General features: G+C 59.1%; 20 protein-coding genes. 17 read left to right on the forward strand and 3 right to left on the reverse strand.

Translation table 11 applies throughout. The annotated features are described in order from the left end of the window. The first annotated feature begins 46 nt into the window (after positions 1 to 46). The 7 genes from DX909_RS19020 to DX909_RS19050 all read left to right on the forward strand — a co-directional run bounded on the left by DX909_RS19020 (position 47) and on the right by DX909_RS19050 (position 11,839). Positions 47 to 979, forward strand: a complete 933-nt coding sequence (locus DX909_RS19020) for an LLM class flavin-dependent oxidoreductase (RefSeq protein WP_128546799.1) — start codon at positions 47 to 49, stop codon at positions 977 to 979. Beyond that, the gene (locus tag DX909_RS19025; protein WP_128546800.1) at positions 976 to 2,187 is read left to right on the forward strand and encodes a lanthionine synthetase C family protein; all 1,212 of its coding nucleotides are present in this window, start codon (positions 976 to 978) and stop codon (positions 2,185 to 2,187) included. Before DX909_RS19020 ends, DX909_RS19025 begins: the two co-directional genes overlap by 4 nt. 6 nt (positions 2,188 to 2,193) lie before the next feature. Next, on the forward strand, positions 2,194 to 5,376 hold the full coding sequence (locus DX909_RS19030; protein WP_128546801.1) for a lantibiotic dehydratase: 3,183 nt from the start codon (positions 2,194 to 2,196) through the stop codon (positions 5,374 to 5,376). After that, the gene (locus DX909_RS19035; RefSeq protein WP_128546802.1) at positions 5,373 to 7,610 is read left to right on the forward strand and encodes a peptidase domain-containing ABC transporter; all 2,238 of its coding nucleotides are present in this window, start codon (positions 5,373 to 5,375) and stop codon (positions 7,608 to 7,610) included. Before DX909_RS19030 ends, DX909_RS19035 begins: the two co-directional genes overlap by 4 nt. Before the next feature lie 2 nt (positions 7,611 to 7,612). After that, positions 7,613 to 8,884, forward strand: a complete 1,272-nt coding sequence (locus tag DX909_RS19040) for an HlyD family secretion protein (protein WP_128546803.1) — start codon at positions 7,613 to 7,615, stop codon at positions 8,882 to 8,884. 140 nt (positions 8,885 to 9,024) lie between these two features. Next, a complete protein-coding gene (locus tag DX909_RS19045) occupies positions 9,025 to 9,546 on the forward strand; it encodes a RidA family protein (protein WP_128546804.1) in 522 nt (173 codons plus the stop codon). A 100-nt stretch (positions 9,547 to 9,646) separates the two neighbouring features. Next, positions 9,647 to 11,839 carry an alpha-galactosidase gene (locus DX909_RS19050; protein ID WP_128546805.1) on the forward strand — a complete coding sequence of 731 codons (2,193 nt, stop codon included), beginning with the start codon at positions 9,647 to 9,649 and terminating at the stop codon, positions 11,837 to 11,839. A gap of 70 nt (positions 11,840 to 11,909) precedes the next feature. Here the strand turns inward: DX909_RS19050 and DX909_RS19055 are convergent, their stop codons facing one another. After that, positions 11,910 to 12,119 (reverse strand): helix-turn-helix transcriptional regulator, encoded by a 210-nt coding sequence (locus tag DX909_RS19055; RefSeq protein WP_128546806.1) that lies wholly within the window; start codon positions 12,117 to 12,119, stop codon positions 11,910 to 11,912. Between the two features lie 152 nt (positions 12,120 to 12,271). Here DX909_RS19055 and DX909_RS19060 point away from each other — a divergent pair, with 152 nt between their 5' ends. From DX909_RS19060 to DX909_RS19075, 4 genes are all read left to right on the forward strand, one after another. Continuing rightward, positions 12,272 to 12,493 carry a SymE family type I addiction module toxin gene (locus tag DX909_RS19060; protein WP_128546807.1) on the forward strand — a complete coding sequence of 74 codons (222 nt, stop codon included), beginning with the start codon at positions 12,272 to 12,274 and terminating at the stop codon, positions 12,491 to 12,493. Between the two features lie 25 nt (positions 12,494 to 12,518). Continuing rightward, positions 12,519 to 13,262: a hypothetical protein gene (locus DX909_RS19065; protein WP_128546808.1), complete on the forward strand. Its 744-nt coding sequence runs from the start codon at positions 12,519 to 12,521 to the stop codon at positions 13,260 to 13,262. A gap of 138 nt (positions 13,263 to 13,400) precedes the next feature. Then, a complete protein-coding gene (locus DX909_RS19070) occupies positions 13,401 to 14,003 on the forward strand; it encodes a helix-turn-helix domain-containing protein (RefSeq protein WP_128546809.1) in 603 nt (200 codons plus the stop codon). Positions 14,004 to 14,074: 71 nt separating this feature from the next. Continuing rightward, positions 14,075 to 14,569 (forward strand): GNAT family N-acetyltransferase, encoded by a 495-nt coding sequence (locus DX909_RS19075; protein ID WP_128546810.1) that lies wholly within the window; start codon positions 14,075 to 14,077, stop codon positions 14,567 to 14,569. A 13-nt stretch (positions 14,570 to 14,582) separates the two neighbouring features. Here the strand turns inward: DX909_RS19075 and DX909_RS19080 are convergent, their stop codons facing one another. Next, complete coding sequence (locus tag DX909_RS19080; RefSeq protein ID WP_128546811.1) at positions 14,583 to 15,512, reverse strand: 3-keto-disaccharide hydrolase; 930 nt, start codon at positions 15,510 to 15,512, stop codon at positions 14,583 to 14,585. Positions 15,513 to 15,565: 53 nt separating this feature from the next. After that, on the reverse strand, positions 15,566 to 16,495 hold the full coding sequence (locus DX909_RS19085; RefSeq protein ID WP_128546812.1) for an oxygenase MpaB family protein: 930 nt from the start codon (positions 16,493 to 16,495) through the stop codon (positions 15,566 to 15,568). A gap of 164 nt (positions 16,496 to 16,659) precedes the next feature. Here DX909_RS19085 and DX909_RS19090 point away from each other — a divergent pair, with 164 nt between their 5' ends. From DX909_RS19090 to DX909_RS19115, 6 genes are all read left to right on the forward strand, one after another. Next, complete coding sequence (locus DX909_RS19090; protein WP_128546813.1) at positions 16,660 to 17,121, forward strand: (2Fe-2S)-binding protein; 462 nt, start codon at positions 16,660 to 16,662, stop codon at positions 17,119 to 17,121. Positions 17,122 to 17,123: 2 nt separating this feature from the next. After that, positions 17,124 to 19,262, forward strand: coding sequence for a xanthine dehydrogenase family protein molybdopterin-binding subunit (locus DX909_RS19095; protein ID WP_128546814.1), 2,139 nt, complete (start codon positions 17,124 to 17,126; stop codon positions 19,260 to 19,262). 164 nt (positions 19,263 to 19,426) lie between these two features. Further along, positions 19,427 to 19,951: a GreA/GreB family elongation factor gene (locus DX909_RS19100; protein WP_128546815.1), complete on the forward strand. Its 525-nt coding sequence runs from the start codon at positions 19,427 to 19,429 to the stop codon at positions 19,949 to 19,951. A gap of 46 nt (positions 19,952 to 19,997) precedes the next feature. Next, positions 19,998 to 20,567 carry a Crp/Fnr family transcriptional regulator gene (locus DX909_RS19105; RefSeq protein WP_128546816.1) on the forward strand — a complete coding sequence of 190 codons (570 nt, stop codon included), beginning with the start codon at positions 19,998 to 20,000 and terminating at the stop codon, positions 20,565 to 20,567. 159 nt (positions 20,568 to 20,726) lie between these two features. Further along, positions 20,727 to 20,855, forward strand: a complete 129-nt coding sequence (locus tag DX909_RS19110) for a YciI family protein (protein WP_164851343.1) — start codon at positions 20,727 to 20,729, stop codon at positions 20,853 to 20,855. Positions 20,856 to 20,973: 118 nt separating this feature from the next. Next, complete coding sequence (locus DX909_RS19115) at positions 20,974 to 22,320, forward strand: D-arabinono-1,4-lactone oxidase (RefSeq protein ID WP_128546818.1); 1,347 nt, start codon at positions 20,974 to 20,976, stop codon at positions 22,318 to 22,320. Positions 22,321 to 22,356: the final 36 nt, after the last annotated feature.

A 22,356-nucleotide genomic window follows, 5' to 3' on the forward strand; every position in this document is an offset into this window, starting at 1 on the left:
CCCGGGCCTGATTCCCGACACACCTCCACTATACTGCCTACACCCCATGAAATTAGGTCTTCTCGAATTCGGGACCGGCTGCATCAGTCCGCTCGACATTGTTGAAAACGTCTTGATTTACGCCGAAAAAGCGGAAACACTCGGGTTTACCCGATTCTGGCTGGCCGAACATTACGGGGCCTCCCCGGCCTACTGCAACCCGGAGGCTCTGGTGCCCATCATCGCGGGCCTGACCAGCCGCATCAAGGTGGGGGTGGCCGGGCTGCTGATGGCCTACCACAACCCGTTCCGGGTGGCTTCCGCCTTCAAACTGCTCAACAATCTCTTTCCCGGCCGCATCGACCTCGGCCTGGCAAAGGGCCGGGTTCCCGGCGAAATCGGGGCCTACCTTTCGCCGGATCTGGACGTCTCCGACCCGGCGGTTTGGTCCGACACACTCCGCCGGAACCTGAATGATCTCGTCGCCTACCTGACGGCCGACGGACACGCCGGGCTGATCACCCCCCGGACGGGCTACACGCCCGAACTCTGGACGCTGGCCTCCGGCCTGAACAATATCGAAGCGGCCGTTCAGCTGGATACCGCCCTCTGCAAGTCGCTGTTCCACCATCGCATCGACGACCCGATCCGGGAAGCCGAAACGCTTCTCCAATACCGGGAAGCGTATTATCAAAAGCATAAAAAACGGCCGGTGGTCAATCTGGCCGTGGCCGGCATCTGCGCCGAAAGCGGCCGGGAGGCCCGCCGGATCCGGGAGTCGCTGAGCCGACCGGCCGCCACCTACAACGAACTGATCGGCCCTCCTGAATTCATTCGGGACGAACTTTTCAAACTCGGCGAACTCTATGGCGTCGATGAGTTCATCTTTCTGAATCTGGCCGAAAAAACCAGCCAGAAGCTGAAGGGAATAACGCTGCTGGCCCGCACCTTTTCCACCGCCGTCAATCCGGTTTTCACCCCCCTCACCGAAGCCGTATGATGCTCACCGTTACCTCCGGAACTCCAGCGACGGCCCAGCTGGTCGGTCGCCTTGCCGCCCGCATTTCCCGGCAGCCGGTGGAAGGGAACGTCTCCCTCCTGACCGGGCAGACGGGTTTCGCCCTGGTGGAAGCCTATAGCCGGATCCTCGACCCGGCATTCGGGTCGGATCGGACGCTGGACCGGCTGCTGGCCGGCCTGTCCGCCATTCAGCAGGGCGAACTGACGCATCATTTTGCCTCGGGTATGGCCGGGGTGGCCTGGGGCTTCCTGCACCTGAGCCGCCGGGGCCTGATCGATGTGGAGCCTGCCGAAGCCCAGGCCATCGTGGCCGATCTCGACGAACCGCTGTTCGAACTATCGCTGGACGACCTCCGCCACGGGAATTTCGACTACCTGTACGGCGGGCTGGGTGCCGGTCTGTACTTCCTCGAACGGAAACCGACTCCGACGATCAGCCGGTACATGGAACTGCTGGTTGAAGAGCTGGCGGCCCTCGCGGTCCGGTATCCCAACGGCGATATCACCTGGCCGTTCCTGGACCTGGGCCGCCGGAGTCTTTCGGACCCTCCGCTGTACAATCTGGGGCTGGCCCACGGAACGGCCGGGGTGGTGGTGCTGCTGGCGCTGTTCCGGAAATACGGCTTCGCCGGTGTCCGCTGCGCCGAACTGATGCAGGGCGGATTGCAGTGGCTCTGGAACCAGCGCAACACGGCGGGCCGGTCGCGGTTTCCGAATAGGGTCGGAGAAAACCGGGAGAATCAGGAAAGCCGCCTGGGCTGGTGTTACGGCGACCTCGGGGTGGCCCATGCCTTCTGGATGGGGAGCCGGGCGCTGAACCATGCCGACTGGAAGGCCGTAGCCCTACAGACGACCCTGCACGCAGCCCGTCGCCGGGACCTGTCGACGGGGCCTGTTCACGACGCGGGCCTATGCCACGGTTCGGCCGGTTTGGCGCACCTGTTCCGGTGGGCGGCCCGGCGGATGGCCCACCCCTATCTGGCTGAAACTGCCGACTACTGGCTGGAACAGACCCTTCGCTTCGCCCGGGCGGAGACGGACGACGACGTTTTCCGGGCGTTCAACCACGAAACCGGCCACTACGAATCTCACCCCGGCCTGCTCCAGGGAGAAGCCGGGGTGGCGCTGGCCCTGCTCGGGGCGCTCGACCAACCGATTGGCTGGGACCGACTGATGCTTCTCTCCTGACCGAAGATGGCAACGACTCCGTTTCAAACCGCCTTTGTCCGGGTGCCGCTGGCGCCCTGGTCCCGGCTGGAGGCTCTGGACCTGACCACGCTCGCCGACCGGCTCCGCGACCCGGCCTTTCGGGAAGCCCTGTACATAGCCTCACCGGCCTTATACGCCGAGGCCGTCGCGCTGGATTTCAGCCGGGAGCCGGACGAAAAAAGCCGCCGGGTAGTGTATGCGCTGGTGAAATACCTGTCCCGGTATTCGGCCCGCTGCACCCCGTTCGGGCGTTTCAGCGGCTTCTCGACCCTGCCCATCGCGCCGGGGCCGACGCAGGTCCGGTTGACCACGGACGGAACCGTCCGAAAGGTGACCCGGCTCGATATGAATTACCTCTGCGCGTTGGCTCAGGACCTCGAAAAACACCCGGCCATTCGGCCTTTCCTGCGGTTTTATCCCAACTCCAGCCTGTACGCCGTCCGTGACCATTATCGGTACATCGCCTACCGGTATGATTCGGCGGGGCTGCGGAAACACCACCTGTTGCGGGCCGACCGGACCGACTACCTCGATGGGGTGCTGGACAAGGCAAAACCGGGGGCCACCGTTGTCCAGCTGGCCGAATCGCTGGTGGATGCGGAGATCACCCGGGAGGAGGCCGACGCCTTTGTGGGTCAGTTACTGGACGCCCAGCTGCTGGTGAGCGAACTGGAACCGGCCCTGACCGGCGACGATTTTCTGCTTCAGATTCTAACTACCCTCAAAACCGTTCAGGAAAATCATCCTTCGGACGAGCTGGGCAGCCTCCTGAATCTGATGAAGGAAATCCGGACCGACCTGAAGGCCCTGGAAACGGCGGACCCGTCGGAATGTCCGGGTAATTACCGGAACATCGAGGAAAAGCTCCGTCGGATGACGACGCCTTTCGACCGGAAGGTGCTGTTTCAGATCGACACCTGGCTGCCCGGCACCGAAGGCGGGTTGAGCCAGGGGCTGATCAACAAGCTCATTTCGAAAATACCGGCGCTAATGAAGCTGGTTCCTGCCGGAAATGCGGTAATGGAGGCCTTCAAGGCCCGGTTTCTGGATCGGTACGAACAGGAAGAAATCCCGCTGGTGGTGGCGCTGGACCCGGAGCTCGGCATCGGCTACCCGGCCGGACAACCGGGCAGCGATCTGTCTCCGCTCGTGGAGGGACTCGAAACCGGAACCCCCGAACTGACGGACACCTTTACCGTCCCGGCCGAACACCGGCTTTTGTTCCAAAAGATAGCGGAGGCTCAGGTTCCCGGGGAATATGAAATCTGCCTCCGGGAAGATGACCTCCGAACCCTTGAACCGGCCCCCGTCGACCTGCCTCCCACCCACTCGGCTATGTTTTCCGTCTTTCGGGAAGGGGGCCGGGAGAAGCTGATTCTGAACGCCTTTGGAGGGCAGAACGGCAGTTACCTGCTGGGCCGTTTCGGCCATACCGACCCCTCGGTGCCGGCGCTGTTGCAGGAAATCAGCCGGGCCGAAGACGAAGAAAACCCTGGCGTCCTTTTTGCCGACCTCGTTCACCTGCCGGAAGCCCGAACCGGCAACGTCATCATCCGGCCCCGCCTGAAAACCTACCAGATTCCATTCCTCGGAAAAGCCTCGGCGGAGCCGGAGCATCAGATTCCGGTGACGGACCTGATGGTGAGCGTCCGGGCCAATACCGTCCGGCTGCGGTCGCGGTCGCTGAACCGGATCATCGTGCCGAGGCTGTCGAACGCCCATCATTTTTCGCAGGCCAACGCGCTGGATATCTACCATTTCCTTTGCGACCTTCAGGCCCAGCACCAGCGAACGTCGCTCAGCTACCTGCTGGGTCCGGCCGTGGAGATATTCAGCTTCATTCCCCGCATTTCACTGGACACCCTCCTGCTGTCGGAAGCCCGCTGGAATTTTCGGGATACGCAGGTAAAAGACCTTGTGGCTGCCTTTAAAACCGGTTCCTGGTCCGGGCTGCGGGAGGAAATCGACCGCTGGCGCAGTCGGTTCCGCATCCCCCGGCACCTCTGTCTGGTCGAAGGCGACAACGAACTGTACGTCGATCTGGAAAACCGCCTTCTGGCCGAAACGTTTGTTCATGAAATCAAATCCCGGCCCCGCTTCACCGTCCGGGAGTTCCTGTACCGGGACGAAACCGCCGTGGTGGAATCCGGGGCCGGTCGCCACCTGAACCAGTTTGTGGTTGCTTTCCGCAATGGGCAGGAGCCTGCCGGAACGGAACGCGCCCGGCCTGAGATCCAAACCGTTCCGACGGTGACCCGGAAGTTTATGCCCGGTTCGGAATGGCTGTATGTCAAGCTGTATTCCGGCATCAAAACCGCCGACACGCTGCTGACGGACGTCCTGCTGCCGCTGACCGAACAGCTGGAAGCCGAGGGCCGGATCACCCGGTATTTCTTCATCCGGTATGCCGATCCCGATGCCCACCTCCGGTTCCGCTTCCATCTCACCGACCCGGCCGAAACCGGCCCCGTGATGAGCCGGCTGTATACGGCCCTGAACCCGCTCCTGGCCGAGCGGACGGTCACCTCCGTTCAGACCGACACCTATCACCGCGAGGTGGAGCGCTACGGCGAAACCGCCATGGAAATCGCCGAGTCGTTTTTCCACATCGACAGCCGGACCATCCTGCATTTCCTGACCCGGATCGAGGGAGCGGAAGGGGAAGAATACCGCTGGCGGTTCGGGCTGAAGCTGATCCACGACCTCCTCGATCGGATGGATATGTCTTTGAAAGACCGCATCGAACTGACGGGACAGCAGGCCAGGTTCTTCGGCAAGGAGTTTGGGTACAATGCCGACCGGAAGAAACAGCTCGACCACCGTTTCAAAGCCGTCGAAGGGGTTATTCAGGACCTGCTGGACGAAACCGGGGAGGAGCACCAGTTCCTGTACGACCTCAGCCGGGCCCGTTCCGAACACCTGCGCCGACCGGCCGAAGCCGTCCAGTCGCTCCGGCGATCCGGACGGTTCGGGCTTTCGCTGGAGGACTGGCTGGCGAGTCAGATTCACATGACCGTCAACCGCCTGTTTCGGACCCGCCAGCGGGTGGTGGAATATGCGCTCTACTATCATCTCCACAAAGCTTACCGCATCCGGTACGGACGGCAGGTTCTGTCGCAGCCCCCGGCCGAAGAAACCGTTTTCTCGATTTCCCTATCCAACCCATGAAAACTCTGCTCAAAACGGTAGTCGGCGGAAAACGCAGTTCCTACGGTCTGGTCGACCGGTTTCCTTACGTCGGGCAGGGCGGGCTGATGGACTGCGGACCGACCTGTCTGGCGATGATCCTCCAGCACTACGGTCTGGCCGACGCCCGCGCGCTCCTGACCCGGCTTTCCGGCATCACCCTCGAAGGCACGAGCCTGTACACGCTCATGGAAGTGGCCGAAAGTTTCGGCTTCAGGGCGGAGGGATACGAGCTGGACTACCACCAACTCAGCCGGATTCAGCTGCCCTGCATCGCCCACTACGAGGGGCAGCATTTCGTGGTGGTATACGAGGCCACCGACACGCACGTGCGGGTGGCCGACCCGGCTTTCGGCAAAACGCGCTATACGAAGGAGGAATTTACCAACAAGTGGAGCGGCATCGTGCTGGAACTGAAACCGACGGAAGCTTTTTACCGGAACGAGGACCTGGTAGCCTCCGTCCGGCAGGTGAAGGCAGAGAAAAAAAGCGTGTTCCGGCAGCTCTACCGGCCTCTTCTGAAGGAGAACCGGCGGGTAATCGGTGAAATATTTTTCTTCTCCCTCCTGCTCGAACTGGTTGGGCTGGCGCTGCCGCTGTTTACCCAGACCATGCTGGATAACGTGCTGGTCAACCAGAACCGGCGGCTGCTGGTGGGTATTCTGGTCGGGCTGATGCTGGTGTTCGTAGTACAGGTCGTGCTGACCTACACCCGGAGCATGCTGATGGTGCATTCCCGGTTCCGGATCGAGATGGACTTCATGTCCGCCTTTTTCGAGCGGTTCATTTCCCTGAAACAAAGCTATTACGACCGCCGGAAGCGGGAGGAGTTCATGGCCCGGTTTCAGGAGGGCGTCGGCATCCGGCAGTTCACCAACCCGGTCATCCTCCAGAACTTTCTGGACATCGCCTTCATGCTGATCTACTTTCCGGTGCTGTTTTTCTTCAATACCGCCCTGGCCGGCATCGCTCTCTCCTGCTTTCTGGCTTACGGGCTGACGACGGTATACTTCATCCCGATCGTGCGAAACCTGCGCTCGAAGGTGTACTACAAAAACCAGGCGTCGATGGGCGGTTTTCTGGACGCGGTGCTGGGCATCAAAACCGTCAAACTGCTGTCGCTCGAAAAATACCGGCTGACCCGCTGGAAGCAGGTACACCGGGAGTCGATCAACTCGGTGATGCAGGACGAACAGAAGCAGATTCTGATCAACTCCCTCCAGAAACTGATCTTCATTTTCAGCCAGGTAGCCGTTTTCTGGGTAGGAGCCTATGAGGTATTTACCGGATCGCTCAGTATCGGTCAATACATGGCGTTTACCTCCATTTTCATGACGGTCATGAACGCGGTAAACAGTGTTAGCGCCCTCTGGATGATGGTAACGCAGGTCAGCGTCAGCTTCGACAAGATCAACGAGCTGTTTCTGGAAGAGCCGGAAAACCGCGATTTCCAGACAAAAACAAGTCAGTTTTCGACCGAACTCATCCGGTTCGATAACGTCTCCTTCCGGTATGGTACGCGGGATGAAAACTACATCCTGAAAGACCTGAACCTGGACATCCGGCAAGGCGAACGTATCGGCATCGTCGGACGGAACGGCACCGGCAAAACGACCTTCGTGAAGCTGCTGGTCAACCTCTACCCCGACTATGAAGGCCGCATCCTCTTCGGGTCGCAGGAACTGCGGAACCTCCATCCGGGGGCGCTTCGGAAACGGGTGTTTCTCTTCCCCCAGGAAACCTATGTCTTCAATGAAACCATCCGGGAAAATATCCGCTGCGCCAACCTGTCGGCCACGACCGAGCAGGTGGTGGAAGCCGCCCGGCTGGCCGACCTGCACGATTTCGTAAAAAGCCATGCCCTCGGATATAACCAGATGGTGGGCAGCGGGGGCAGCAACCTCTCGGGCGGGCAGGTGCTCAAAATCGGCTTTGCCCGCCTGTTCGTGACCGACCCCGCCCCGGACGTCATCATACTCGACGAAGCCGGCAGCGCCCTCGACGTGGAAACCGAGCGCCGGATTCTGAATAACCTCTACAAACGGTTTCCGAAAACCACCATCCTTTCCATCGCCCACCGGCTCCACACCCTCCGCAACGCCGACCGGATTCTGGTCTTCGACGGCGGCACCATCACCGAGCAAGGCTCGCACCCGGAACTCATGAGCCGCCGAAACCTCTATTACGACTTTATGAAAACCTACATAGATTATTGATAATGAATACAGTACTAAAAGACCTGACGGAGGCTCAGTATGCCGACCTCTACCATGTGGACGACGCTCCCCTGCCCGATCTCCGGCTGAAGGCTCTGCAACGGCTGGGCTGGTGGGCGGTGCTGCTGGTGGCGGCCGGATTTGCGGCCGGGTTCCTGATCGTGCTGCCGGACACCATCCCGACGGGGTTCGTCTTCAAGTCCGAGCAGGCGGAAGCCGTCTTTCGGTTTCCGGCACCGGTGTACATCGAACGGCAGATGGTGCGGAACGGACAGACCGTAAAAGCCGGGGACGACCTGCTGGAACTCAGCTCCCCGGACATAGCCGCGCTGGCCCACGACCTGGAAGCCGCCCGGTCGAACCTGGACCGTTTCCGTCGATTCCGGACGGCATCGGCGGCCAGCGAGCAGGACGGCATCCGGCTGACCATCCGACGCATCCGGGAAACGCTTGCCCTGAAGGAATCCCGGCGCGTCATGGTGGAAACGAAATGGGCTTCCGAATCCAAACGGCTGGAGTACGAGCGGGAAGAAGCCGGGCGGCTGCTGAAGCTGAACCGTGACCTGTTTACCCAGTCGGTCATCAGCCGCAACGATCTTCACCAGTTCGAGGCCGCAGCCCTGAAAACCCAAAGCGCTTTCGATCTGGCTTACCAGACGTATCTGGACCAGCGAAGCACCCTTACCCGGGAAATCACGTCCGGGAAGCTGGAAATCAATACCCTCGAAACACAGATCACGAAGAATACCGGCGACCTGCTCGGGGAAGAAAACCGGCTGGAAGCGGCCCTGAGAACAGCCCGCATCCGCATCGAGAGCCTGTACGGCCCCTTCGAGCTGACCGGTCATCACCACCTTCGGCTGAAAGCCGCCCGTGCCGGGACGGTTTCCTTCCTGTTTGAAGGCGAAAAGCAGGTACCGGCCGGGACTACCCTGCTCAAACTGATGCACCGGGAGGCTCCCCTCTACGGCCATGCGCGGGTTACGTCGTCCCAGATCGGAAAAATCCGGGCGGGCCAGCGGGTGGTTCTGAAAGTAGACGCCTACCCGGTGTATGAATTCGGGCCGGTATACGGCGACATCTCGGCCGTCTCGCTCACCCCCGACGAAAAAGGGCTGTTCAACGTCCGGCTGCGGGTGACCCATGAAAATGCGCTGGAAAACCGCCTGAGAATCGGCCTGCGGGGACAGGCCGACATCATTACCGATGAACGAACGATCTTCGGCCACCTGACCCGCAGTTTCCGGAAGGCGGCATCCGACCTGACGGATTAGTCCCGTCGTGATCTGCCTCATCGGGACACCCCCGCCCAAACGCGAATACACCGAAAAGTTCGTTTCCATAAATCAGCAGGTGAGGGATGAAATACCGGCCTGAAGCCTTTACTTTGCTTTTTTAACCCCAATTGCCTTTTATGAAAACACTTTCCGTTCTGACCACCGCCCTGTTTTTTGCCCTGACCATCACCGCCCGCGCCCAGGCTCCCGAGGCCAAACTGAAAGAAATGGGCATTACCCTGGCCGCCCCCTCCCCTTCCTTAGCCAATTACGTCAAAGCCGTCCGGACCGGCAGCCTGGTCTATCTCTCCGGCCACGTATCGAATCGGGCCGACGGCACCGGCATCAAGGGCAAGGTGGGCAAAGACCTGAGCGTCGAGCAGGGGTACGAAGCCGCCAAACTCTGCGCCCTCGGTCTGCTGTCTTCGCTGAAGGCCGAAGTCGGAGATCTCGGTAAGGTGAAGCGAGTGGTAAAGGTACTCGGCATGGTCAACTCCGCCCCCGAGTTCGCCGACCATCCGAAGGTCGTCAACGGCTGCTCCGACCTGTTGGTGGCGGTTTTCGGCGACCGGGGCAAACACGCCCGTTCCGCCGTCGGCGTGGCCGCCCTGCCCTCGGATTACGCAGTCGAGGTGGAGATGATCGTGGAGGTGGAATGACGGCCGCCTTTGTCCTCCCGACGCAGGGGCCTGGGCAAAGCAGGGGAAGAAATCGCCCATCTTTTCATAGCTTTGCCGGGTCTATGCAACCGCAATCTCCATGAAAGTTCTCCTGTGGGTCCTAACCCTGCTTTTCACGACTTTTTTTCCTGCCGGAGCAGCGCCCGGCGACCGGCACATCGTCATCGAAACCCAGCGGACCGCGCTGGTGATCCGGGTCGATCAGGCCGGTGACCCGACCATCGTCCACCTCGGCCCCCGGCTCCAGCGAACCGACGAATACGCCGGAGTTCCGGAAAACGGCAAACGCGGAGAAGATTATACGACCATTTATAACTCCGCCTATACGCCGGCCGGCGGGCGCAACCTCCTCGAACCGGCCATCCAGGCCATCCATGCCGACGGTAACCCCTCACTTGATCTGAAGTATGTCCGGCACGAAACCCGGAACGAGGCCGACGGGGTAGTGCTGACTACGGTGTTCCTGAAAGACCCGCAGTATCCGTTCGAAGTGAGCCTGTTTTATAAGGCGTACCAGAAGGAGGACGTGATCGAGCAGTGGTCGAGCATCCGGCATTCCGAGAAAAAGCCGGTGCGGCTTCAGAAATATGCCTCGGCCAACCTGTACCTGCCCGCCCAGCGGTATTACCTGACCAATTTCTCGGGCGACTGGGCGCGGGAAATGAATCCGCAGGAAGTGGAGCTGACGGCCGGTCTGAAGGTGCTGGACACGAAGCTGGGCACCCGGGCGCACCTGTTTCAGCCGCCCTCCTTCCTGTTGTCGCTGAACCGGCCGGCGGAAGAAGAAACCGGCGAAGTGGTGGCCGGCACGCTGGCCTGGTCGGGAAACTTTCAGTTGCAGTTCGAGGTCGATCCGCTGAAAAATCTGCGGGTCATTGCGGGCATCAACCCGTATGCCTCCGAGTATACGCTGGCGCCCGGGAAGGAGCTGGTTACCCCGGCGCTGATCTTTTCCTACTCGAACATGGGCAAGGGCGCCGTGAGCCGGAACCTGCACCGCTGGGCCCGCAAACACCGCATTCCGCAGGGCGAGGGCAACCGGTTAACGCTGTTAAACAACTGGGAAGCCACCTATTTCGACTTCAACGAAGAGAAACTTTCGGCCCTTTTCAAGGACGGGAAAAAGCTGGGCGTGGACCTTTTCCTGTTAGATGACGGCTGGTTCGGGAACAAATATCCGCGCAACGACGACCATACCTCACTGGGCGACTGGGAGGAAAACAAACAGAAGCTACCGCACGGCATCGGTTATCTGGTAAAGGAAGCCGAAAGCGCGGGCATCCGCTTCGGCATCTGGCTGGAGCCGGAGATGGTCAGCCCCAAAAGCGAGCTGTACGAGAAACACCCCGACTGGGTGCTGAAACTGCCGAACCGGCCCGAGTATTACTTCCGCAATCAATTGGTGCTGGACCTCACCAACCCGAAGGTGCAGGATTTTGTGTACGGCGTCGTGGATAACCTCCTGACGAAGAATCCGACGCTAAGCTACATCAAGTGGGACTGCAACGCGGTCATTTACAATGCCTTCTCGGCCACCAACCCCAACCAGCAGCACCTGTATGTCGAGTATGTGCAGGGCCTTTACAAGGTGCTGGAGCGGGTCCGGGCCAAATACCCGACGCTGCCGCTGATGCTCTGCTCCGGGGGCGGGGGCCGCGTCGACTACGGGGCGCTGAAATACTTTACGGAGTTCTGGCCCTCCGACAATACCGACGGGCTGGAGCGGGTGTTCATTCAGTGGAATTACAGCTACTTTTTCCCGGCCATCGCCACCTGTAATCACGTCACCGACTGGGGCAAACAGCCGATCAAATTCCGCACGGACGTCGCCATGATGGGCAAGATGGGGTATGACATCGTGGTGAGCAAGCTGGAGGAGAAAGAACTGGCGTTCAGCCAGGAAGCGCTGAAAACCTACGCCCGGCTGAAGGACGTCATCTGGAAGGGGGACCTGTTCCGGCTGGCCTCTCCCCTGACCGGCGACGTGGCCTCCCTGCTGTACGTGACCGAGCAGCAGGACCGGGCGGTGTGGTTCAGCTACCTCGTCGGCAACCGGTACCGGGAAGGCAGCCAGGCTCCGATCCGGCTGAAGGGCCTGAGCCCCGCCAAACGCTATAAAGTGCAGGAACTAAACATCTTCCCCGGCACCAACTCCCCGATCAACCGCAACCCGGTGGTCCTTTCCGGCGACTACCTCATGACGGTCGGCTTCAACCCGATGGTCGACGCCCGTCGAGCGAGCGTGGTGCTGGAAGTGACGGAGGAGCGGTAAGGTTTTATAACTTAGAAAGCAGAACGGCGAAGGTTATCCTTCGCCGTTCTGCTTTTAATGGTACTGTAGTCTATTTTCTCGTCGAAACCAGCAACTCCCGAATATCTACCTCCAGAAATTGAGCAATCTCGTACAGCGTCTCGATCGACGGTTGAACTTCATTCGTACACCAGCGGGACACGGCGGATTCTGTCTTCCCGAGGTATCGCGCTAAATCTTTATTGCTTTTATTCCTATCAGCCAATACCGCTTTTATTCGATTGAGAAACAACTTTGCCACAAGAGGTTAATTAATTGCGCTTCCATGCAAATATTATAAGTTTCTTCAAACTTGATTTTTAGTCAAAACTCTAAATAATTATAGTTTAAAATAAATTATTTTTACTATTACGTATTTTTATCAAAGTTACAGCGGTTTGATTTAAAATAGTTATGAAGAAAAAAATCTTAAAAACCGGAAGAAGGCAGTTGAAAGTGTACGAAAAATCCCAGCCCAGGTCAGCTTTTCGCTATGTCGTTCTCCCCGAAATACGGCTTTGCGGTCAGTGGCTCCGGGAGACCGGTTTTGAATGCGGTCAGGCCGTGCAGGTGCATCACGAGCCTCACCGGATTACCATCACGGTTCAGCCTGGGCCAGAACCAGAGTCTCGGTAAAAGGAGTACTTTAAACTGTTCATAATTGAAACAGACGATGCACCTCGGCTTGCTTGTTAGTCTGCTCAGTCTTCTGGTTGGGCTTTGGTCGGAAAATCAGGTTCACGACCAGAAAAGGCCGGAGAGTGCCCTCATGGAGTCTGATACGGACGCAACAGGGATTTTGCTCCAGCACCGATTTAAATACATTAAGGGGGATGCGAAACGATCTGCGGCTTTAGAGGAGGAGCAAAAACGGTTTTTAAGGCAATATGGACTGCCTACCGGCGCTTTTGCCCGCCTGGAAGATCATCGGATGAGGGAACTGGACCGGCTTTATTCGCTAACACTTAAAAAGCTGGAGAACCACCCTTACCGCGACTTATACCGCCAGATCGGTGCCCAGGTTCTGGTTTTGTATTATTGCACCTCCTCCTCTGCTCAGGAAGCCTCTTTACGGGGGCCGCACAACAAACTGATCATATACCTGAAAGAATTCAAGGCCGCCCAGGGTGTAAATCTCGGCCTGATCTATACCTGCTTTTCCAGGTTTCGATACCACAATTCTCCTCAGGAGGTATGTAAACATCTAAAGGAATTCCTGCCGTATTGTGAACGCCTGCTGGCCGAAGAAAAGGCAAGCTTTATGGATACCTCGGAAAAGGCGGTTTTAGGCGCAAATGAGTCAGATAAATCCGTCTCAGAATTAATCAATATAACCCTGAACAGGGATCAGGACTATTTAAACAAACTCAGGACTATGGGGAGAGCGTTGAATTGTTCTAACTAAATGCCGGCCTGACGGCACCGGTTTTTGTGGGATTTCCGGCCTTTCTGCCGGCTTCCGCCCAAATGCCGCAGAAATGCCGCCGGAAAACCGCAATGAGTTGTGGTTGAGAATCCTACCTTTGCTTCAAAACACACCGACATGGACACGCTCACAACAGCTGACAAAATTCTCAACTACCGGAAACGCCAGGGCCTTTCGCAGGAAGAACTGGCCGACAAGGCTTCCATCAATCTCCGGACGCTGCAACGGATCGAACAGGGACAGACCGAACCGCGTGGGCAAACGCTGCGCCTGCTCGCCGAGGCCCTCGGCGTCACGCCCGAGGAACTGGTCGAAGTTCGGGCGGAGGTTCGGAGAGATCAGGCCACGCTTCAGATTCTCAACCTGTCGGCGCTGTCTTTCTGGCTCATTCCCTTCGGCAACCTGATCGCTCCGGCCCTGCTCTGGTGGCTGAAACGGGACTCGGTGGCCGAGGTGCGGGAGCTGGGCATCCGGATTCTGAATTTTCAGCTGACCTGGACCGTCCTCTGCTTCGCCTTCGTCGGAACGGCCCTGTTCCTGATCTTTTACCAGCCGCAGGGGATGAACCCCTTTCTTCCCTTCTACCTATTGGCCGGGGTGGGCGTCCTCTACGTAATCAATTCGGTGCTGATCCTTCTGGCCTCGGTCCAGTTGAGAAGGGGCCGGATGCCCCTGTTTTTAGCGGCACCGGCCCTTTTCCGGAAACCGGCCGCTTCCTGATGTCCCGGCAGAGTTAGCATTTAACCCATCTGTTTTTTGGGAATCGACCGTTTTTGGTTAGGTTTCCCGCCATGAAGACCCAACCTGAATTTCGTCCGGCTACCTCCTCCGACCACGATGCCCTCTGGGCCATTATTCACGAGGTCATCTCCGGGGGCGACACCTACGTTTTCGACCCGCAAACCCCCCGTGACCAGATGCTGGCCTACTGGTGCGGACCCGACAAACATACCTACGTCGCCACCCTCGACGGCCGAATCGTCGGCACGTTTATGCTGAAAGACAATCAACCCGGTTTGGGGTCGCACGTCGCCAACGCGGGCTACATGGTCGCATCGGACGCCGGCGGTCGGGGCATCGGGCAGGCCATGTGCGCATTCTCCCTCGAAGAAGCCCGGCGGCTGGGCTACCGGTCCATGCAGTTCAACATCGTGGTCAGTACCAACGAGCGGGCCGTGCGGCTCTGGCGGAAAATGGGCTTTGAAATCATCGGGGAAATCCCCGAAGCCTTCCGGCACCGCAACCTGGGACTGGTGAGTGCTTATGTGATGTACCGGAAGCTTTGAACCACCCCCGGCCCTACCGATACCGGCAGCTTTCCCGGTCGTTCACCTTGTAATATGCCTTGTAATTCAGCGCCTTCCGGTCCATGCAGCCTTTCAGGTTCAGCAGTTCGACCTTTCGGAAATCGATGGCGTGGCTTTCCGACTGAAGGGCGATAAAGCCTTCCCGAAGCGGGGTATTGTCCTTTTTCATCCACTCCTCCGGATTGGCGACTTTGCCGGAAGCGAAGTCGTACTGCCTGCTGACATACCCTCCGCCGACCTTCGGTTTTTCGTAGGTCAGGACGGTGTCGCCCTCGATGATGTGGTGAATGATGGAATCGCCCAGGACGACGGCCGTGACCGTAACCCACTGATCACCGTCGTAGGTTTTGGACTGCGAATCGATGCAGTGGGCCGGGTTTACCTTGCCGTTCATCTCCACGATGGTGCCGGGGGTGCAGAGATTGGCCGTATGACGGACCCCCTTGCCCAGCCCGCCCAGCGTCTGGATTTCGAGCGAGATCGGAAAGTCCTGATCCCGGCCCAGACTCCGGGCCGACTGTGAGTGAATCATGACCCCGCTGTTGCGGACGTTCCAGTTGGCCCCGCCGGGCACCTGTTCCCCCAGAAACCGGTATTCGAACCGCAGGATGTAATAGGAAAACGGCTTTTCGTAGTAGATATGGCCGTATTTGTTATCGAAAGTTTTGTACTGGTCGTAGGCGATGCGCAGCATGCCGTTCTCGACCCGGAAGGTATTTTTGTAGTTATCGTTCACCTCGTGGCCGGCAATCTTGATGTCCCAGCCCTTGAGGTCTTTGCCGTTGAACAACTGAACCCATTCCTCCTTTCCGGGATCGCTCTGGGCCAAAGCCGACAGGGAAAGGAGCAGACCGGCGGCAATAGGCAAAAAGCCGGCACACAGACGGCGGAGACGGGACGGCTTTTTCAGAGAAAACAGCATACGGGTTGAGGTTGATTAAGCCCCTAAAGAAGCACCCGGGCGGCCCGGCCTACTCACCTACCGTCCCGGCGAATCGGTTCGGCGCGGTTTTTTAAAGCCGGTTTCAGCTTTTCCGGGCCCAGGTCCTCGATGGCCGGAAGACCCTTTCGGTACGAACGGTAGAGTGTATTTTCCACCAGGGTCGGATAGGGTTTGAAGGTGATCAGCTTCAGCGGCCATTTCCGCAGCCAGAGCGCCCCTTCGATCAGCCCGCGAAACAGGGCCGACGGCTTTTGGTACCCGAAGGCTTCCCGCAGTTTGTCGTTGATCAGGGCCGCGAACGTCGGCTGGACCACGGGCCGGAGCGGTCCGGGAAACCAGCCTTCCACGATCTTCACCGTCGCGTCGGCAATCCGGCGGTTGCTCTCGGCATAGCGGAAATGCTCGGCTTCGTAGGCGTCCGTAAAAGCCTTCAGGCCCTCGATGGTTTGCGGCACGTCCCTGAGATGCATATGGTGGCCGACTTCCCGAAAAAACAGGAACAGCGCTTTCTCCTCGGTCTTCGTCAGCTTCCGCCATCCGTACCGGTTGATCCAGTTGATCGGATAAAAGACGAACGTCGCCAGCACCATCAGAAAATCCTCGTTATGAATCTGATACATGCCGTGAATGCGGTTCATGTGGGTGATGGCCCGCTGCCCGGCCTCCGTATCCAGGCCGTACTGCATGAACCAGGCGATCAGCATACTGGTGTCGTCGTAGCGTTTCTGACCGTGCCGTTCGAACTCGCCGGTGCGGGCCAGCAGGGCCGAGGTGCGGGGGCTGGCGTAGGTATGAAACAGGGCCAGTTCGAGGGCACGGGTTACGTCGAACGGAAATTCATAGCCCACCAGCAGCTGCACCATCCGCTGATACTCCCGGTCCGGGTCCATGCCGGCGAGGTCGCGACGCACGGCCGGGTTGCGGAACAGACCGGCTATTTTCGAATATTCCTGGGGGAGCATAGAGGGAAGGTTTTTGGCATACGTACAGCACAGCCGGGCCACTTGGTTTGTTTTTTTATTAAATAGCGGTCAAAATCACCCGGATTCCGAATTACGGAACGCTAATATCTTCAAATTTGGTAAATTAGTACCCAAAGTTAGTCCTAAACTCAACTAACGCCAGTATGTCTGTATACAAGCTGCAAATCAACGGAAAAACGGTTCAGGCGGATGTCGAGCCGGATACCCCGCTTCTCTGGGTTCTCCGCGACCACCTCGGGCTGGTAGGAACCAAATACGGCTGCGGAATCGCCCAGTGCGGGGCCTGTACGGTCCACCTGAACGGACAGGCTACCCGCTCCTGCGTGCTGCCGGTATCGTCCGTCGGGAACTCGAAGGTCACCACCATCGAAGGCCTTTCCAAAAACGGCGATCACCCGGTTCAGCAGGCGTGGAACGAGGTCGACGTGCCGCAGTGCGGCTATTGCCAGGCCGGTCAGATCATGACGGCGGCCGCCCTGCTCAAACGCAACCCGAAGCCGACCGAGGAAGAGATCGAAACGACCATGTCGGGCAACCTCTGCCGCTGCGGAACCTACCACCGCATTCGCGAAGCCGTCAAACTTGCCGCCACCAAAACCAAATGACCATGCAGTCCATCCCTAATCCCAGCCGGAGAAACTTTCTCAAGATTGCGGCCGCGGCCGGCGGAGGCCTCCTGCTCGGTTTCAACTGGTCCGGCTCCGAAGCCGCACCTGCCGTGCTGAACGGGCCGGCGGCCGTGCCCGGCGTCGATTTCAACAGCTACCTGTCCATCAGCCCGCAGGGCATCATCACGATCCTGTCGCCCAACCCGGAAGTCGGGCAGGGCATCAAAACCGCCTTCCCGATCATCGTTGCCGAAGAACTTGACGCCGACTGGAAGAAGGTCGTCGTGGAGCAGGCTCCGCTGGATACCAAAAAATTCGAACGGCAGGTCGCCGGGGGCAGCGGTTCCATTCCGCACTCCTGGAAGCGCCTGCGCGAAGCCGGAGCCACCGCCCGCCAGATGCTGATCGAAGCCGGGGCCAAACGCTGGAGCGTGCCGGCCGCCGAGTGTTCGACGGACAAGGGCTTCGTGGTCCATGCCGCCAGCAACCGCAAACTCAGCTACGGCGATCTGGCGACGGATGCGTCCAAACTGCCGGTTCCGGCCGACGTCAAGCTGAAGGAAATCAAGGATTTCAAGCTGATCGGCTCCACGGTCCGGAACGTCGATAACCCCGGCATCCTGACCGGAAAGAACCTGTTCGGCATCGACTTCCACCGGGAGGGCATGCTTATCGCCATGCTCCAGCGCCCCGCCTTCGGGTATAAACTGAAAAACCTCGACGCCACGGCCGCCAAAGCCATGCCGGGCATCGTCGACGTGGTGACCTTCAATAACAACGTGGCCGTGGTCGGCAAATCGACCTGGCAGGTCAAAAAGGCTAAGGACGCCCTGAAGATCGAGTGGGAAAAGGCCGACAACCTCGAAAGCACCCCTGATCACAACCGGCTGTTTAAGGAACTGCTCGACACCGGCACCCCGACGGTGCGCCGGAAAGACGGCGACGTGGATGCGGCCTTCAAAAATGCCGCCAGGGTGGTGAAGGCCGAATACCAGTGCCCGTTCCTGCCCCACAGCCCCATGGAGCCGATGAACTTCTTCGCGCACGTCAAAGCCGACGGCGCCGAACTCGTCGGACCCACCCAGACGCCGGAACTGGCCCGCAACGAAACCGCCAAACTGCTCGGGTTACCGCCCGAGAAGGTAACCGTGGCCCTGACCCGGATGGGCGGTGGCTTCGGCCGCCGGCTCAAAACCGACTATGTGCTGGAAGCCGTCAACGTGTCGAAGCTGGTCAACGCCCCGGTGAAGCTGATCTGGTCACGCGAGGACGACATGACCGGCGGAAGTTACCGCCCGGCCGTTCGGTATCGCTTCGAAGCCGCCCTCGACGCGCAGAACAACCTGATCGGTTACAAACTCCGGGGGGTCGGCATCAACTCGGGCAACCCGACGCGGGAGGACAACTTCCCCTCGGGCGCCGTCGATAACCTCCTGATCGATTCGGTGGAACATAAATCCCCGATCACGACGGGTGCCTGGCGGGCTCCGATCACCAACTTCCTGGCCTTTGCCGAGCAGGCGTTCATCGATGAAGTGGCGCAGGCCGCCGGGAAAGACCCGGTTCAGTTCCGGCTCGACCTGCTCGAAAAAGCCAAAAAACAGCCGACCGGCGCCATCAAGTACGACATCGACCGGATGATCGGGGTGATCAAACTGGCGGCCGAGAAATCACAGTGGGGTAAGAAGAAAAACGTGGCCCAGGGCTTCAGTGTCTACTTCTCGCACCGGTCTTATGTGGCCCAGGTCGGCGAGGTAGTGATGGAGAAAGGAAAACCCCGTGTGGCGAAGGTCTATTCGGCCGCCGACTGTGGGGTGGTCGTCAACCAGAGTGGCGCCCGCCAGCAGGTGATGGGCTGCATCGTCGACGGCATCGGCCACGCCATGTACGGCCAGCTGACGTTCAAAGAGGGGGTGCCGGAGCAGAAAAACTTCAATACCTACCGCATGATCCGGATGAACGAGATTCCGGAGGTCGAGGTGCATTTCGTCCAGAACGAGATCGAACCGACCGGCCTCGGCGAACCGTCGCTCCCCCCGGCAGGTGCGGCCGTGGCCAATGCCATCTTCAAGGCGACCGGCAAGCGGCTTTACAACCAGCCGTTTGTGCAGGAAGACGTTTTGAAAGGCATATCCTGATCATTTCTGAAAATAGCTCGCCGTCCCCCGACGCGAGCCGGCAGGAAGGGCGCCACAAGCGCCCTTCTTTTTTTACACCATTCCGAAGACCGGCTCTCCGGCCGTAGGATGGTATCGGCAACCGGCGGGGCCTTCCGGTGGTTGTGTAGAAAACCAACACTCCTATGAGCAGGGCATTTCTGAAAAATGAGACGGCCGACGACCCGGTGGTGATTCCCGCCCGGGCGCCCCTCCCTCCCGGCGTCACCAACTACGTGACGCCCCGCGGCCTGAATCTCCTTAGAGCCGAACTCGACGACCTGGAGGCCGAACGGGCCGGGGTGCAGACGACGGAAGCCGACGAAAACGAACGCTCCCGCCAACTGGCGCTGCTGAACGGGCGGATTGCCCTGCTCAACCAGCGGATCGCGAGCGCCCGCGTCGTCGATGCCCACGACCATCCGGCCGATGAAATCCGGTTCGGCGCCACCGTCATGCTCCGGACCGTCAGCGACCGGCAGGCGGGGGAGGAACGGCGGCTGACCATTGTGGGCGTCGACGAAGCCGATGCCTCGAAGGGCTGTATTGCATTTACGTCTCCCATCGCCCGGGCCATGACGGGAAAGAAAATCGGCGAAATAGTCAGCCTGCGGACCGGCCGTGGGGAAGAAGTGTTCGAGGTGCTGGGAATTGTGTACGAGCCGGGGTAACTTAAGGACCTGGGCCGGAGAGCCCTGATCTTAACACCATAACGATATGATTGCTCTCCTGGAAAAACATCTCCGCTCCGTTCTGGGCGGCAACACCGACCGTTTGGAGGACGTTCTGATCCATTTTCGGGAAGGCAGGGCCGAACGGAACGAATTGCTTCTTCAGCAGGGACAGGTCTGCCGGCACGTCTATTTCATCGGGAAAGGCTGCCTTCAGGTATTCGGCACCGACGAAGCCGGATCGGAAACCACCCGTGAATTTTATTTCGAAAACCACTGGGTCACCGATATCTTCGGTTTTCAGCATCAACTCCCCAGCGCGGAGAGCATCCGGGCGCTGGAACCTTCCGACCTGGCCCTTATTTCCTTCTCCGACTTTCAGAAACTGGTGGGTGCGGTGCCGCAGTTTGCCGCCGTCTACCGGCAGATTCTTGAAATCTCCTATAACCGGACGGTTTACCGCGTCAATACGCTCATTTCGCTCGACGCCCTCGGCCGGCTCCGTTGGCTCCTGGAAAACCAGCCGAAAATCCTGACCCGTCTCTCCAGCAAACAGGTAGCCTCCTACCTCGGCATCTCCCCCGAAACCCTCACCCGGCTGAAAGCCCGATTGTAACAACCCTTGACAAAGGTCAGGAGTCTCGGCCGGCCCGGGCGGTACTTTTACAGGGTCATCACACGTTTCACCGTTTACACATCGACCATGAAAACGTATCTTCTCCTGTTTCGCAACGCGCCCGGCAACGGCCAGTAGCACATTTCCGCCAATGCGATCGTGGCCGGCTATGTTCTCTGTAAAGCCGATTCCGTGGAGAAGGTGATCGGGTGGAGCGAAACCTGCCCCATTCTGAAATACGAAAACGGGAGTGTCGAAATCCGGGAGATCATGTCGTTTGCGGCCTGAAATTTGTAAACCCTGCCGAACAGGAATCCGAAAAGTCTCGGATTCCTGTTCGCGTTTTTGGGGCGGAGGGGTGGGTATTTTAAAAAAACCGCTTACTTTATACGACAACGCCCTGACCATGAAAAAGCGAACGTTTCTGAAACTATCATCGGCCGCCATGGCTGCTCCCATGCTTGCACCCCTTACCGACCTGCTGCCGGCCGAGAAGCTCAAAAACTGGGCCGGTAATTATGAATACGGAACCACGAACCTGTATTCGGCCAAAACCCTGGACCAGGTGAAGGCGTTCGTGAAGAAGGAAGAAAAATTCAAGGTCCTCGGCACGCGGCACTGCTTCAACGGAATTGCCGACAGCGACCGGCAGTTTCTATCGGTGCTGGCGCTCGAAGAAGCCGTCGATCTGGACAAGGATTCCCAAACGGTGACGGTCCCGGCCGGGGTCAAATACGGCCAGCTGGCGCCGGTGCTGGAGAAGCGGGGGTTCGCCCTGCACAACCTGGCCTCGCTGCCCCACATCTCCGTGGCCGGGGCCTGCGCCACGGCCACCCACGGCTCCGGGGTTAAAAACGGCAACCTGTCGACGGCCGTCACGGCCATGGAACTGGTCACGGCCAAGGGAGAAGTAGTGCAGCTTTCGCGCACCCGGGATAAAAATACGTTTGAGGGGGCGGTGGTTCACCTCGGCGGTCTGGGGGTGGTGACGAAAGTGACCCTCCAGGTGCAGCCTACCTTCCAGATGCGGCAGTACGTCTACGAAAATCTGCCGCTGGACCAGTTGAAAGACCATTTTGAGGAGATCATGTCGGCCGGCTACAGCGTCAGCCTGTTTACCGACTGGCAGAAAAAACGGATCAGCGAGGTGTGGGTGAAAAACCGGATGGGTAAGGACAAGGACCGGAATCAGAAAGATACTTTCTTCGGCGCCACCCCGGCGAAACGCAACCTCCACCCCATTGTCGAGTTGTCGGCCGAGAACTGCACCGAGCAGATGGGCGTGGCCGGCCCCTGGTATGAACGGCTGCCGCACTTTAAAATGGGCTTTACGCCCAGCAGCGGCAAGGAACTTCAATCCGAATATTTTGTGGACCGGAAAAACGCGGTGGAAGCCATTCTGGCGGTGGAAAAGCTTCGCAATCAGGTCAGCCCCCACCTGTTTATCACGGAGTTACGAACCATCGATAAAGACAACTTCTGGCTCAGTCCGTGTTACGAGCGTGCGAGCCTGGCGATCCACTTTACCTGGAAACAGGATTGGCCCGCCGTCCGCAAACTCCTGCCCGTGATTGAGCGCGAACTCGCGCCCTTCCAGGCCCGGCCGCACTGGGGCAAGCTCTTTACCCTCACCCCTGATCGCCTGGAATCGCTGTATCCGAAAATGCAGGCCTTCCGGCAACTGGTGAAGCAGTATGACCCGAAGGGAAAGTTCAGGAATGAGTTTCTGGGTAAGACGGTGCTGCCGGCTTAAATCACCCCCCGGCCGGAGCGCCGGTCCGGCCGGGGG

The sequence above is a fragment of the Larkinella soli genome (assembly GCF_003703975.1).
Classification (GTDB): domain Bacteria; phylum Bacteroidota; class Bacteroidia; order Cytophagales; family Spirosomataceae; genus Larkinella; species Larkinella soli.